The 13,080-nt window shown below is 73.0% G+C and carries 15 protein-coding genes; 6 read left to right on the top strand and 9 right to left on the bottom strand.

The features are described 5' to 3' along the window. Positions 1-5 precede the first annotated feature (5 nt). Positions 6-746 (top strand): TetR/AcrR family transcriptional regulator C-terminal domain-containing protein, encoded by a 741-nt coding sequence (locus tag DCS98_RS13670; RefSeq protein WP_206340263.1) that lies wholly within the window; start codon positions 6-8, stop codon positions 744-746. Positions 747-805: 59 nt separating this feature from the next. After that, positions 806-1,816 (top strand): iron-siderophore ABC transporter substrate-binding protein, encoded by a 1,011-nt coding sequence (locus DCS98_RS13675; protein ID WP_116451947.1) that lies wholly within the window; start codon positions 806-808, stop codon positions 1,814-1,816. A gap of 7 nt (positions 1,817-1,823) precedes the next feature. Here the strand turns inward: DCS98_RS13675 and mftE are convergent, their stop codons facing one another. The 4 genes from mftE to DCS98_RS13695 all read right to left on the bottom strand — a co-directional run bounded on the left by mftE (position 1,824) and on the right by DCS98_RS13695 (position 5,277). Then, a complete protein-coding gene (mftE, locus tag DCS98_RS13680) occupies positions 1,824-2,516 on the bottom strand; it encodes a mycofactocin biosynthesis peptidyl-dipeptidase MftE (protein ID WP_116451948.1) in 693 nt (230 codons plus the stop codon). Positions 2,517-2,547: 31 nt separating this feature from the next. Continuing rightward, on the bottom strand, positions 2,548-3,318 hold the full coding sequence (locus DCS98_RS13685; RefSeq protein ID WP_116451949.1) for a response regulator: 771 nt from the start codon (positions 3,316-3,318) through the stop codon (positions 2,548-2,550). A 79-nt stretch (positions 3,319-3,397) separates the two neighbouring features. Next, positions 3,398-4,282, bottom strand: a complete 885-nt coding sequence (locus DCS98_RS13690) for an ABC transporter permease (protein WP_206340264.1) — start codon at positions 4,280-4,282, stop codon at positions 3,398-3,400. A 2-nt stretch (positions 4,283-4,284) separates the two neighbouring features. After that, complete coding sequence (locus tag DCS98_RS13695; protein WP_116451950.1) at positions 4,285-5,277, bottom strand: ATP-binding cassette domain-containing protein; 993 nt, start codon at positions 5,275-5,277, stop codon at positions 4,285-4,287. A gap of 38 nt (positions 5,278-5,315) precedes the next feature. Here DCS98_RS13695 and DCS98_RS13700 point away from each other — a divergent pair, with 38 nt between their 5' ends. After that, the gene (locus tag DCS98_RS13700) at positions 5,316-5,990 is read left to right on the top strand and encodes a TetR/AcrR family transcriptional regulator C-terminal domain-containing protein (RefSeq protein ID WP_116451951.1); all 675 of its coding nucleotides are present in this window, start codon (positions 5,316-5,318) and stop codon (positions 5,988-5,990) included. Positions 5,991-6,031: 41 nt separating this feature from the next. Beyond that, positions 6,032-6,511, top strand: a complete 480-nt coding sequence (locus tag DCS98_RS13705; protein WP_116451952.1) for a pyridoxamine 5'-phosphate oxidase family protein — start codon at positions 6,032-6,034, stop codon at positions 6,509-6,511. Here DCS98_RS13705 and DCS98_RS13710 read toward each other — a convergent pair. From DCS98_RS13710 to mftA, 4 genes are all read right to left on the bottom strand, one after another. Continuing rightward, positions 6,508-8,394 (bottom strand): putative bifunctional diguanylate cyclase/phosphodiesterase, encoded by a 1,887-nt coding sequence (locus DCS98_RS13710; protein WP_241037969.1) that lies wholly within the window; start codon positions 8,392-8,394, stop codon positions 6,508-6,510. The genes DCS98_RS13705 and DCS98_RS13710 overlap by 4 nt on opposite strands. Positions 8,395-8,463: 69 nt before the next feature. Next, complete coding sequence (gene mftC, locus DCS98_RS13715; RefSeq protein ID WP_116451953.1) at positions 8,464-9,678, bottom strand: mycofactocin radical SAM maturase; 1,215 nt, start codon at positions 9,676-9,678, stop codon at positions 8,464-8,466. Further along, complete coding sequence (gene mftB, locus DCS98_RS13720; protein ID WP_241037971.1) at positions 9,675-9,959, bottom strand: mycofactocin biosynthesis chaperone MftB; 285 nt, start codon at positions 9,957-9,959, stop codon at positions 9,675-9,677. The genes mftC and mftB overlap by 4 nt, the downstream gene beginning before the upstream one ends. 5 nt (positions 9,960-9,964) lie before the next feature. Continuing rightward, entirely contained in the window at positions 9,965-10,084 is a 120-nt protein-coding gene (mftA, locus tag DCS98_RS13725) for a mycofactocin precursor MftA (RefSeq protein ID WP_116451954.1), read from the bottom strand. A gap of 129 nt (positions 10,085-10,213) precedes the next feature. On the opposite strand from mftA, the gene mftR reads away from it, so the two are divergent. Further along, positions 10,214-10,798, top strand: a complete 585-nt coding sequence (mftR, locus tag DCS98_RS13730; protein ID WP_116451955.1) for a mycofactocin system transcriptional regulator — start codon at positions 10,214-10,216, stop codon at positions 10,796-10,798. 22 nt (positions 10,799-10,820) lie between these two features. Here mftR and DCS98_RS13735 read toward each other — a convergent pair whose 3' ends face one another. After that, positions 10,821-11,639, bottom strand: a complete 819-nt coding sequence (locus DCS98_RS13735) for a mycofactocin-coupled SDR family oxidoreductase (RefSeq protein ID WP_116451956.1) — start codon at positions 11,637-11,639, stop codon at positions 10,821-10,823. Between the two features lie 120 nt (positions 11,640-11,759). Here DCS98_RS13735 and mftD point away from each other — a divergent pair, with 120 nt between their 5' ends. After that, on the top strand, positions 11,760-12,992 hold the full coding sequence (mftD, locus tag DCS98_RS13740; protein ID WP_116451957.1) for a pre-mycofactocin synthase MftD: 1,233 nt from the start codon (positions 11,760-11,762) through the stop codon (positions 12,990-12,992). The last annotated feature ends 88 nt before the right edge of the window (positions 12,993-13,080 follow it).

Genomic DNA, 13,080 nt, shown 5'->3' on the forward strand with positions numbered 1-13,080 from the left:
CGTCGTTGACCGAGCCGGAGGTGGAGGTGGCCGAGGAAGCCGCACGGCGCGTGCCACTGAGCCGTGACCGCGTACTCCGCCGCGCCGTGGGCCTCGCCGACGAGGCCGGCATCGAGGCGGTGAGCATGCGCCGGCTCGCGCAGGAGCTCGGCGTCGTCCCGATGGCTCTCTACAAGCACGTCGCCGGCAAGGACGAGCTGCTCGACGGGATGGTCGACGTCGTCATCGGCGAGTTCGCGCCGCCGGATCCCGGACAGGACTGGCAGGCCGCCCTCCGGCAGCGGCTCCTGTCCGCGCGAGCCGTCGTCGTCCGCCACCGGTGGGCCCGCCAGGCCATCGAGTCGCGCCGCAAACGGAGCCTCGCCGTCCTCGGCTACATGGACGCCGTCGCCGGCACCTTCCTGGGCGGTGGCTTCTCCGCGGACCTCACCCACCACGTCATGCACGCGCTCGGCAACCGGATCTGGGGCTTCAGCCCGGAGCTGTTCGACGAGACGGGGGATCCCGGCGCGGCGCCACCTCCGCCCGAGGCGCGGGCGGCGATGGCCCGCGAGCTCGGCGAGCGCTTCCCCAGCATTCTGGCGATCGCCACGGCGACGGCCGGGGACGACCTCTCCGGCGTGGGTGGGGGGTGCGACGAGCAGTTCGAGTACGAGTTCGCCCTCGACGTGCTCCTCGACGGCTTCGAGAGGCTGCGCCGGGACGGGTGGAGCTCGCGGGACCGGGACCAGCAGGGGGACCGATGATCCGACGGGCCGCCCGGTGTGCTTAGGTCAGCCTTACCTGACCTTCTGAAGGAGCACGCATGTCTGCCCGTCCCGCCCTCCGCGGTGCCGCCCTGCTGGCCGCCGCCCTCGTCGTCACCAGCTGCGGCTCGGGCAGCGACTCCGGCTCGGACTCCGGCTCCGGTTCCGAGGCGGGCGGCGCGGCGTCCGGTTCGTCCGACGCCTTCCCGGTCACCGTCGGCACCGCCTTCGGCGACGTGACCGTGGAGGAGGAGCCGACGCGGGTCGTGGCCCTCGGCTGGTCCGACGCGGAGACGGCGCTGGCGCTGGGCGTCGAGCCCGTCGGCGCCAGCGACTGGCTGGCGGTGGGCGGGGACGGCCTCGGCGACTGGGTGGAGCAGGGGTACACCGAGGAGCCCGAGATGATCGAGACCCTCGAGCCGAGCTTCGAGCAGATCGCGGCGCTGGAGCCCGACCTGATCCTCGACACCCGCTCGTCGGGCACGCAGGAGCGCTACGACCTGCTCAGCCAGATCGCCCCGACCATCGGGCAGCCCGAGGGCGTGGGCCCCTACCAGACCACCTGGCAGCAGCAGCTGGAGCTGGTCGGCCAGGCACTGGGCAAGACCGACGAGGCCGCCGACCTGCAGGACCAGGTCGAGCAGGCGTTCGCCGACGCGGCCGAGGCGCACCCCGAGTTCGACGGCACCGAGGTCGCCGTGGGGGCCTACACGTCGGAAGGCTTCGGCGCCTACGTGAGCGGCGACGCCCGGGTCGCGTTCATGGAGCAGCTCGGCTTCCGGAACAAGCAGGCCATCGAGGACCAGGCGACCGAGAACTTCTTCATCCCGGTGAGCGAGGAGCAGCTGAACCTGCTCGACGCCGAGCTGACCGTCGTCTTCCCGATCTTCGTGGAGTCCTCGGAGTTCACCGGCAACCCGCTGTGGCAGGCCCTGCCCTCGGTGCAGGACGGGCGCGCCGTCGTCCTCGACGACACCACCACGCTCAACGCCTTCTCGAGCGCCTCGGCGCCGGGGCTGCTCTACGCCCTGGACACCGTGGTGCCAGAGTTCGCCGGCGCTCTCAGCTGATCCGGTCTCAGCTGATCCGGCCGTCGGCGGCCACCTGCCAGGCGGTCGCCGACGCCACCAGCGCCGCGACCAGCCGGTCGAGCAGCTCCAGGCCCTCCTCGGGCGACGCCCCGGCGGGGTCCCCGAGGACACCGGTCGGGCTGACCCTGCGGACACCCTCGGCCCGGAGGCGGGGCAGCAGGTCGCGGACCGGTGACGTCTCGCCGGCGACCGCGCGGTCCTCACGCACCCCACCCGGTTCCACGTGCAACATCAGCGACGTCTCGGTGCGGCCCGCGTGGGCGTCGCCGCCGCGCACCCCGCAGGCGAACCAGGCGACGTCCCGGCCCTCGGCGCGCAGCTGCGGGACGGCGACCCGCAGGGCGTCGAGGTTGCCGCCGTGCCCGTTGACCACCAGCACCCGGCCGGCCCACCGGCACGCCGACCGGCCGTACTCGACGAGCAGGCCGGTCAGCGCCTCGGTGCCGAGGGAGATCGTGCCGGGGAAGCCCTCGTGCTCCCCGCTGGCGCCGTAGGCGAGGGCGGGCGCCAGCAGGGCGCCGTCCAGCGACGGGGCGGCCGCTCCCGCGACGGCGCAGGCCACCGCGGTGTCGGTGCCGAGCGGCAGGTGGTGGCCGTGCTGCTCCACCGAGCCGAGGGGGACGACGACCAGCGGCCGCTCGGGGATCTCCGGCCAGACGGCACCGGCCAGCGAGGTCACCGCAGCACCCTAGGCGGCGCGGGGGGGGCGGTCAGGGAGCGGGCGAGTCCTCGTCCTCGACGAGCGCGTCCTCCTCCAGCTCCTCGGCGAGCCCGGTGAAGACCTCGAGGATCCGCGCCACCTGCTCGGCGAGCGCCCGCACCTGCTCCGCGACGTCCGCGACGTCGCCCTCCCGGCCGCGCTCCTCGAGCGCTCGGCAGGCCGCGGCGAGCGCGTCGGCACCGAGGGTCGCGGCGGCACCGGCGAGGCGGTGGGCGGCGGCCTCGAGACCCGCGGCGTCCGCGCGCCGGGCCGCCCCCTCGAGGGTGGTGAGGACGGCCGGTGCGGTCAGGATGAAGGTGCGCAGCAGCCGCGCCGTCAGCGCTCGTTCCGCCTCCTCCCCCACGCCCGCGACGTCGCCGAGCCGGCGGCGGACGACGTCCTCCAGCTCGATCCCGTCCACCCCCGTCGCGGCGTCGATCGCCCGGGCCAGGTCGGCGAGGGTGCACGGCTTGGCCAGGAAGGTGGCGCCGAGGGACCGGCCGGCGTCGACGTCACCGGGCAGGGCCCGGCCGCTCAGGAAGACCACCGGCAGGTCGGCGAACGACGAGTGGGCCCGCAGCGTGCCGGCCAGGCCCAGACCGCTGCCACCGGGCATGAACATGTCGGTCACGACGACGTCGGGGGTGAAGACGCCGTCGAGCACCGCCGTGGCCTCTTCGGCCGAGGACGCCGCGCGGACGCGGTAGCCCGCCCAGGTCAGCTGCCGCTCCAGCATCACGCGGGTGGCGTCCTCGTCCTCCACCACGAGCACCTTCGCCATGCCGTCCTCCCGTTCCCGGGCGCCGCGCCCGTCGTCCCAGGTGTTATCGGCAGGCGCAGGAGGCGCACAGCGCCATCGGTCACTCGGTCGTCTTGAACACCCGGGCCGCCAGCGTGATGAGGCCGAGGGTGATGGCGGCGACGGTGAGGAGCTGGACGCCGACCGGCACCTCCCACCCGAACCAGGTGAGCACCGGCACCAGCCGCTCCTGCTCCGCCGCGGTCAGGGACAGGTGCTCCAGCGAGAAGTGGCGCATCGGCTGGACCACGTAGGTGAGCGGGTTCAGCCGGGTGAGCACGGCCAGCCAGTCGGGCAGGCCCCCGATGGGGAAGAGGGACCCCGACAGGAACATCATCGGCATGATCAGCAGCTGGCTGATCGGCATGGCCGCCTGGATGGTCTTGATCCGGGTCGACAGCAGGACGCCGAGCGCGGTCAGCAGCAGGGCACCGAGGAACAGGCAGCCGATCAGCTCGGCGATCAGCACCGGCGAGTACGGGATGCCGACCGTGCCGAGGAGCGCCAGCAGCACCAGGCTCTGCAGGGTCGCCACGATCGCGCCGCCGAGGCACTTGCCCCAGATGATCGAGGCACGGGAGATCGGCGCCACCATCATCTCCCGCAGGAACCCGAACTCCCGGTCCCAGACCAGCGAGATCCCCGCGAACGCGGCGGTGAACAGCACCGACGTCGCCAGGACGCCGGGGTAGAGGAACGTGCGGAAGTCGGTGGCACCGCCGGTGTCGACGATGCTGCCCAGGCCCGTCCCCATCACGAAGATGAAGAGCACCGGCTGGAGCAGCATCGTCACCATGCGGGCCTTGTCCTGCTTGAGGCGCAGCAGCTCGCGGCGGGTGACCACCCAGGTGGCCCGCAGCTGGTGGGTCATGTCGCTGCGGACCTCGGGCAGCAGGTCGACCGGCCCGCGCTCGGCCGGACGTGCGGTGGTGTCGCGGGACGTCATGGTCATCGCCTCCCGGCGAAGGGGAACCCGGAGCCCTGCGGCCCCTCGGAGTCACGGATGGTGCGACCGGTGTAGGTCATGAAGACGTCGTCCAGGCTCGGGCGGGTGACGGTCACCGACCGGATGTGCACGCCGAGCTCGGTGAACAACCGGGGGACGACCTCCGCGCCCTCGGGAACGGCGATCGTCACCTGCCCCTCGTGCACGCCGGGCTCGACGCCGAGCCGCTCGCGGATCCGGGCGATGGCCAGCTCGTCGTCGTCGGTGCGCAGGGCGATCCGGTCGGTGCCGATGCTCGACTTCAGCGCCTCGGGGGTGTCCTCGACGACGATCTCGCCGTGATCCATGATCGCGATCCGGTCGCAGTGCTCGGCCTCGTCCATGTAGTGCGTGGTCACGAAGACGGTGATCTCGGTGCGCTGCCGGAGGTCGTGCAGGTAGTCCCAGATCGCGGCCCTCGTCTGCGGGTCCAGCCCGATCGTGGGCTCGTCGAGGAAGAGCACCTGCGGCGCGTGGACCAGGCCGCGGGCGATCTCGAGCCGGCGCTTCATCCCGCCGGAGAACTTCATCACGGTGTCGGACCTGCGGTCGGCCAGCGCGACCATCTCCAGGACCTCGTCGATCCGGCGCTCCGCGTCGGGCCGGCTCAGCCCGTAGAGGTCGGCGTGGAACCTCAGGTTCTGCTCGGCGGTCAGCTGCAGGTCCAGGGTCTGCTGCTGGAAGACGAGCCCGATCCGGCGGCGCACCTGGTCGCGCTCGCGCACGACGTCGAACCCGGCGACCCGGGCGGCCCCGGACGTCGGGTTCCGGATGGTGCACAGCATCTCGATGGTGGTGGACTTCCCGGCGCCGTTGGGCCCGAGGAAGCCGTAGGTCTGCCCGGCCTCGACGCGCAGGTCGATGCCCCGGACCGCGTCGACCTGGCGGTCCTTCGACGTGTAGGTCTTCGTCAGCCCGACGACCTCGATCGCGGGCTCTCTAACGGCGTTAGACACGGGCGACAGCGTCCCCCTAACACCGTTAGAGTGTCAAGGTGATTCCAGAGCCGGTCGTCGAACGCGCGCCCCTCACGCGTGCCGCCATCGTCGACGCCGCGCTCGCCCTGCTGGCCGAGGGCGGCCTGGAGGCGGTGTCCTTCCGGCGGATCGCCAAGGCGCTGGGCGTCGCGGGTCCCACGCTCTACTGGCACGTCGAGAACAAGCGCCAGCTCATGGACCTCATGGCGGAGGAGCTCGTGCGCCGCACCGGGCGGAGCTACGCGGGCCCCGAACCCGGGCAGCCGTGGTGGGAGTGGCTCCGCGACGACGCCCGCCGCATGTTCGGCGCCCTGACCGCCACCCGTGACGCCCCCCGGGTACTGGCCGGCAACCGCCCGAGCCCGGAGAGCTTCGAGGGGATCGAGCGGGTCCTCGCCGCGCTCGTCGCCGCCGGGCTCACGCCGGGCCAGGCGCAGAAGACGCTGTTCGCGATCGGCGCGTACGTCATCGGCAGCGCCACCGAGTGGCAGGCCGAGGCCGAGCGGGAGAGCGCCCAGCCCCTGCCCGATCCGGCCGACGAGCAGCTCAACGCCCTGCGGGCGCGCGCGCTGTCCCACCAGCCCGTCCTGCTGGCCGCGATCTCCGAGCTGCTCGAGCAGCCCCACGCCGCGGCCTTCGAGTTCGGCCTCGACCTGTTGATCGACGGTCTGCGCGCGCGATTCGCCTCGTGACCGCGGGTGTCGCCCGACCGGTCGTGGGCAATGGACCTCCCATGAGCGACGACCAGACGCGCAAGGTGGCCGAACTGCTGAAGGGTGAGCGCTTCGGCTTCCTCACCACGATCACGATGGAGGGCAAGCTCACCAGCCGGCCCATGACGCTCCAGGAGGTGGAGTTCGACGGCGACCTGTGGTTCTTCGCCGAGCGCGACTCCAACCCGGTGCAGCACATCACCGCCTCCCCGGAGGTGAACGTGGGCGTCGGCTCGGGCGGCACCTGGGTCTCGCTGACCGGCGACGCCGTCGTCGTGGAGGACGCGGCGAAGAAGCGGGAGCTGTGGAACTCCGCCGTCGAGGCGTGGTTCCCCCAGGGCCCCGACGACGGCAGCGTCGTCCTGATCAAGGTGCAGGCCGACTCCGCGGAGTACTGGGACAGCCCGGGCGGCCGGCTGGCCACCGCCTTCAGCTTCGTGAAGGCCAAGGTCACCGGTGAGCGGATCGAGGGCGGCGAGAACGAGAAGGTCGACCTCTAGGCCGTCGGGGTGCCCCGCAGCCGCTCGACGGCGGGGGCGCCCGGCTGCGCCGGGATGCGGACGGGGTCCGCGCCCAGGTGGGCACCGGCGCGTGCGGCCGGCTCCGGCCTGGCGAACAGGTAGCCCTGCGCCGAGCCGCAGTCCAGGTCGGCCAGCGCGCGCCGCTGCCCCTCGGTCTCCACGCCCTCGGCGACGACGTCGAGGCCCAGGGTGCGGGCCAGCTCGACGATCGAGGTGATCAGGGTGACCGCCGACCGGCCGCGCGGCAGGTCCATGACGAAGCTGCGGTCGATCTTGATGATGTCCGCGGGCAGGTGCCGCAGGTAGGACAGACCGGAGAAGCCCGTCCCGAAGTCGTCGATGGCGATGCGGATGCCCAGGGCGCGCAGCGACTCCAGCTGGGCCACCACGGTGTCGACGTCCCGGACCAGGACGCCCTCGGTGACCTCGAGCGTGAGCTGCTCCGCGGGGAAGCCGGTGTCCTCGAGTGCCGCGACCACGTCGGCCGTCACGTCGCCGTCCTGGAACTGGCGGGGCGAGAGGTTCACCGCCATGCGCAGCGGCGCACCGGTCCCGGCGATCCAGGCGGCGCCCTGGCGGAGGGCCTCGTGCAGCACCCAGCGGCCGATGCCGGTGATCGCGCCGGTCTCCTCGGCGAGGGGGATGAACTCGAACGGCGGGATGAGCCCGCGCTCGGGGTGGTTCCAGCGGACGAGGGCCTCGAACCCGGTGGTGCGACCGTCGGCCAGGCGGACCGTGGGCTGGTAGTGGACCTCCAGCTGACCGGCGTCGGCGGCGACCGCGAGGTCCTGGGCCAGGCCCGCACGGCGGCGGGCGGCCTCGGCCATGCCGTCGGCGTACACGACCAGCCGGTTCTTGCCCTGCGCCTTGGCCAGGTACATGGCGAGGTCGGCGTTGCGCAGCAGCGCGTCGGCGGTCCGGTCGGTCGAGTCCGCGGAGGCGGCGACGCCCACGCTGGCGTGGACGGTGACGGTGCCCCCGGCGAGCGGCACGGGGACCGACAGCGCGACGAGCGCACGCTCGCCGACGGACCGGGCGACGTCCGGACCGCCGCTGACGACCACGGCGAACTCGTCGCCACCGATGCGGGCGACCACGTCGCCCGGCCGGACGCAGCCCCGCAGCCGCTCGGCGAGGACGAGCAGCAGCTCGTCGCCGGCGGCATGGCCGCGGCTGTCGTTGACGTCCTTGAAGTCGTCGAGGTCGATGAACAGGAGGCTGACGGCGCCGCCCCGGTCGAGCAGCCGGTGGGTGATCTCCTCGAGCAGCGTGCGGTTGGCCAGGCCGGTGAGCGGGTCGCTGAGGACCTGGTCCTCGTTGAGCCGCCAGGAGGCCAGGTGCGCGATGCTCGCGGCCAGGACGAAGGTCGCGTGGATGCCGGCCCAGGCCCAGGGGTTGTGCTGCGCGTCGTGGCTGAAGACCGCGTGCGGGTAGAGCGTGCCGAACACGCCGTGGTGGACCACGACGACCACCAGCGCGATGCCGTACGGGACCCAGTCCTGGTACAGCGAGACGACGCCGATCATCACGAAGAAGACGAAGTGCGACTCGGTGACGCCGCTCCACAGGTGGACCAGCGCGACGGAGGCCGCCATGAGGCTGGCGGTGGTCGCAGCGGCCCGCAGCTTGCGTCCGAGCCGCGGCAGGACGGCCGGCAGGACCGGGCCGGCGACGGCGGCGAGCACCGCGACCGCGGCCGGCTGACCGGCGCCCCGGAACCAGGCGAAGAGGACCAGCAGCCCGGCCGACACCAGGCACAGGCGCACGATCGCCCGGTGGCGCCGTTCCCAGACGGCCTCGGGCAGCAGGCGACCCTCGGGCAGCAAGCGGGCAGCGCGGTCCCGCAGACGGAGGAGGATCACCTCCCCGGCATCGGCCGTTGCTCCCCCCGACTGGAGTGGTCCTCCTGGGCGTGCCCCTTCCGGGTGGGGTCAGCGCAGGTCGAGCCCGGCCAGCGGCGACTCGTCGCAGATCTTGCTCGGGATCGAGGGGAGGCCCAGCAGCGTCGGCTGCCCCCGGACCGGCCCGGTGTGCGAGTGGTCGACGTGGCTGCGCGGGGTGGCCAGCCCGGCGTCGCGGGCGGCCAGCGCCGTCTCCCCGTAGCCCTGGACGCACTCGGGGTCCGGTCCGTCGAGCGGCAGACCGGTGAAGAACTTGGCCGCCATGCAGCCGCCGCGGCAGGCGTCGAAGTGCGCGCACTTCGTGCAGGCGCCACCGGTCTGCGGGTTGCGCAGGTCGGCGAACAGCTCCGAGGACTGCCACACGCGCTGGAAGCCGCCCTCGTCGCGCACGTTGCCGGCCAGGAAGTTCTCGTGGATGGCGAACGGGCAGGCGTAGACGTCGCCGACCGGGTCGATCAGGCAGACCACCCGCCCGGCCCCGCACAGGTTCAGCCCGGGCAGGGACTCCCCCAGCGCCGACAGGTGGAAGAACGAGTCGCCGGTGAGCACCTTCTCGCCGTTGGCGAGCAGCCAGGCGTAGAGCTCGCGCTGCTGCTGCTGGGTCGGGTGGAGCCGGTCCCAGACGTCGGCGCCGCGGCCCGACGGCCGGAAGCGGGTGATCCGCAGCTGGGCGCCGTAGCGGTCGGTGAGGGCCGTGAACTGGTCGAGCTGGCCGGCGTTCTCGCGGGTGACGACCACGGACACCTTGACGTCCTTCATCCCGGCCTCGGCCAGGTTCTCCAGCGCCCGGGTCGCGGTGGCGAAGGAGCCCGTGCCGCGGACGGCGTCGTTCACCTCCGCCGTGGCGCCGTCCAGGGAGATCTGGACGTCGACGTAGTCGGTGCGGGCGAGCTGCTCGGCGCGAGCCCGGTCCAGCTTGATGCCGTTGGTGGAGAACTTGACGCCGACGTCGTGGCCGATGGCGTAGTCGAGGAGGTGCCAGAAGTCCGGCCGGACGGTCGGCTCACCACCGCCGACGTTGACGTAGAAGACCTGCATCCGTTGCAGCTCGTCGATGACCGCCTCGGCCTCCGCGGTGGACAGCTCGCGCGGGTCCCGCCGTCCGGAGGAGGACAGGCAGTGCACGCACGCCAGGTTGCAGGCGTAGGTGAGCTCCCACGTGAGGCAGATGGGGGCGTCGAGCCCGTACTCGAACTGGTCGACCAGGCGGCCGCCCGTCGGGCGCGAGGGGAGGACTGCGGTCACGGCTGGCGCCTCTCGATCATCTGGGAGCGGGCGAGGTCGGCGAGCGCCTTCACGTACGCGCCGCGCTGCGCGTCGGTGACGCCGCAGGCGGCGAGGGCCGCAGCTGCGGTGGGGTGGCCGGCCAGCGCCTCGACGACGGCGACCAGCTGCTTCGACTTCAGGAAGGAGAGCTTCCGGTTGCCGAAGTGGTAGACCAGCGCACCGAACGGCTCGGGCCGCAGCGCGACCGACCGCGCCTTCTGCCAGGGCTGGTCGACGTCGAAGCCGACCGCGGTCGTCACCGGGATCAGTAGACGCCGCACATGCCGTCGATGGAGACCTCCTCGACGAGGGACTCCTCGACCAGCTCCTCCTGCTCGACCTCGGCGGCGGGAGCGGTCTCGACGGCGGTGTCGGTCTCGGGCACGGGGCACTCCAGGTGATCGCGGTCACGGGTGGATGGGGCGAGGCTAGTGGCACCCGGTGCCACCGACAACAGCGGGCGGGGCGTCCCGACCAGCATCCTCCCGGGCCCGCCGACCGGCATGATCGGCGCGTGACCTCGACGGAGCAGGGCGAGGCGGTCCGCGCCCGGGTGGAGCGGGCGGCGCTGGACCTGTTCACCCTGCGCGGCTTCGACGCCGTCACCGCCGACGAGGTCGCGGACGCCGCCGGGATCAGCCGGCGCACGTTCTTCCGCCACCACCCCACGAAGGCCGACGCGGTCTGGGGCGACTTCGCGCGGCACGTGGCCCGGCTCGACGAGCTCCTGCGCGGCGCCGACGACTCCGCGCCGGTGCTGGCCACGATCTGCAGCGCCTACGTCGACGTCAACGACTACGGGCCGGAGGACCTGCCGGTGCTCCGGCAGCGGATGCGGCTGATCCTCACCGAGCCCGCGCTGCAGGCCCACTCGCAGCTGCGCTACGCCGAGATCGACCGGGTGGTGGCCGAGCACGTGGCCCGCCGCACCGGACGCTCCCCCACCGACCTCCTGCCGCGGCTGGTCGGGGCCAGCACGCGTGCGGCGGCGATGACGGCCTTCGCCGTCTGGCTCACCGACGACCACGACCCGCTGCGGGGACACCTGACCCGGGCCTTCGACGAGCTGACGGGCGGATTCCCCAGCCTGAGCGGCTGAGGGCCCACCCCCCGCGACGACGTCAGAAGTACTGGGCGCCGCCGTCGATCGACAGGTGCTCGGCGGTGATGAACGACGCCTCGTCCGAGACGAGGAACGCCACGGCGTCGGCGATCTGGTCGGCCTCGGCGTAGCCCGGGTCGATGAACGGCGTACCCATGGCCGCGAGCTTCGGGTTGCTCGCGTTGGTGTGCTCGATCGCGGTGATCATGTCGCCGCTGCCCATCGGGGTGGCCACACCGCCGGGGTGCACCGAGTTCACGCGGATGCGGTGCGGGCCCAGCTCGGCGGCGAAGCCGCGGGTCATCCCGACGAGGGCGTGCTTGCTCGTCGTGTAGTGGATCATGAACGGCTGCATCTTCTTGCCCGCGTAGGAGCTGGTCAGCACGATCGACCCGCCGTTGCCCGCGGCGACCATGTGCGGCGCGGCGGCCATGATCGTGTTCCAGACGCCGGTGACGTTGATGTCGATCGTGTCCTGGAAGACCTGCGGCGTCGTCTCGTCCCAGGTGGCCGGGATGCAGATGCCGGCGTTGGCGACGACGACGTCGAGCCGGCCGAAGGCCTCGACGCCCCGGGCCACGAACTCCCTCAGGCCGTCGAGGTCGCGGACGTCGCCCTGCTGGGTCAGGACCTTGCGGCCCTGCGCCTCCACGAGGGCCGCCGTCTCCTGCAGCTCGTCCGGCGTCGCCGAGTCGTAGGGGACGCCGGGCAGCGGGCCGGCGAGGTCGAGGGCCAGGATGTCGGCGCCCTCCCGGGCCAACCGCACGGCGTGCGCCCGCCCCTGGCCCCGCGCCGCACCGGTGATGAATGCGACCTTGCCGTCAAGCCGTCCGCCCACGTCCGACTCCTCCGTCGATGCCCGATGTGGCGGCCGTCTCACCGCCTGGCGCTAGCATGGCACTCAGTGCCACCGGCTCGTCAAGGGTCGGCCGGGATCCCCGATTCGAGGAGAGCGACGATGGCGAACCCCTGGTTCGAGAGCGTGGCCGAGGCGCAGCGGCGGGCGAAGAAGCGGCTGCCCAAGGGCGTCTACGGCGCGCTGGTCGCGGGCTCGGAGCGAGGGCTGACGCTCGAGGACAACCTCGCCGCGTTCGCCGAGCTCGGGTTCGCGCCGCACACCGCCGGCCTGGCCAACGAGCGGAACATGGGCGTCACCGTGATGGGGCAGCCGGTCTCGATGCCGGTCCTGATCAGCCCGACCGGCGTGCAGGCGGTCCACCCCGACGGCGAGGTGGCGGTCGCCCGCGCCTCGGCGGCCCGCGGCGTGGCCATGGGCCTCTCGTCGTTCGCGAGCAAGCCCATCGAGGAGGTCGTCGCGGCCAACCCGCAGACCTTCTTCCAGATGTACTGGGTCGGCACGCGCGACGAGATGCTCGCCCGCATGGACCGGGCGAAGAAGGCCGGCGCGGTCGGGATGATCGCCACCCTCGACTGGTCGTTCGCCTACGGCCGCGACTGGGGCAGCCCCTTCATCCCGGAGAAGATCGACTTCGAGGCCGCCCGCCGCTACGCCCCGCAGGTGCTGGTGCGCCCGCGCTGGCTCTGGGACTTCGCGAGGACGGGGAAGATCCCCGACCTCAGCGTGCCCAACATGGTGGCCACCCCCGGCGAGCCGGCGCCCACGTTCTTCGGCGCCTACGGCATGTGGATGAACTCGCCCATGCCGAGCTGGGAGGACGTCGCCTGGCTGCGCGAGCAGTGGGACGGCCCGTTCATGCTCAAGGGCGTCATGCGGGTGGACGACGCCAGGCGCGCCGTCGACGCCGGCGTCACGGCGATCTCGGTGTCCAACCACGGCGGCAACAACCTCGACGGGACGCCGGCCTCGGTCCGCGCCCTGCCGTCGGTCGTCGACGCGGTGGGCGACCAGATCGAGGTGCTCCTGGACGGCGGCATCCGCCGCGGCGGCGACGTCGCCAAGGCGCTGGCCCTCGGCGCCAAGGCGGTCATGATCGGCCGCGCGTACCTGTGGGGCCTCGCGGCCAACGGGCAGGCGGGCGTCGAGAACGTGCTCGACCTGCTGCGCGACGGGCTCGGCTCGGCGATGGTGGGCCTGGGCCGGCCGTCCGTCGGTGAGCTCGGCCGCGACGACCTCGTGATCCCCCCGGGCTTCGAGCGCCAGCTCGGCCAGGCCGCCGTCGACACCGCGCTGCAGCCGGTCAACCCCGCCCGCCGCCGCCGCGAGGCCTGAGCCGAGCAGGCCGCCCAGGCCCCCACCGCCCAGCTTCACCACCAGCTCGCCGGGGTCGAGGCCGAACGTGGCGAGCGGACCCGGATCA

It is taken from the genome of Blastococcus litoris (genome assembly GCF_003075095.1).
In the GTDB taxonomy this organism is placed as follows: domain Bacteria; phylum Actinomycetota; class Actinomycetes; order Mycobacteriales; family Geodermatophilaceae; genus Blastococcus_B; species Blastococcus_B litoris.

Coding starts and splice junctions, on each gene's coding strand:
- DCS98_RS13675 (WP_116451947.1), top strand. CDS start 806: ATGTCTGCCCGTCCCGCCCTCCGCGGTGCCGCCCTGCTGGCCGCCGCC.
- DCS98_RS13685 (WP_116451949.1), bottom strand. CDS start 3,318: ATGGCGAAGGTGCTCGTGGTGGAGGACGAGGACGCCACCCGCGTGATG.
- DCS98_RS13690 (WP_206340264.1), bottom strand. CDS start 4,282: ATGACGTCCCGCGACACCACCGCACGTCCGGCCGAGCGCGGGCCGGTC.
- DCS98_RS13705 (WP_116451952.1), top strand. CDS start 6,032: ATGAGCGACGACCAGACGCGCAAGGTGGCCGAACTGCTGAAGGGTGAG.
- mftD (WP_116451957.1), top strand. CDS start 11,760: ATGGCGAACCCCTGGTTCGAGAGCGTGGCCGAGGCGCAGCGGCGGGCG.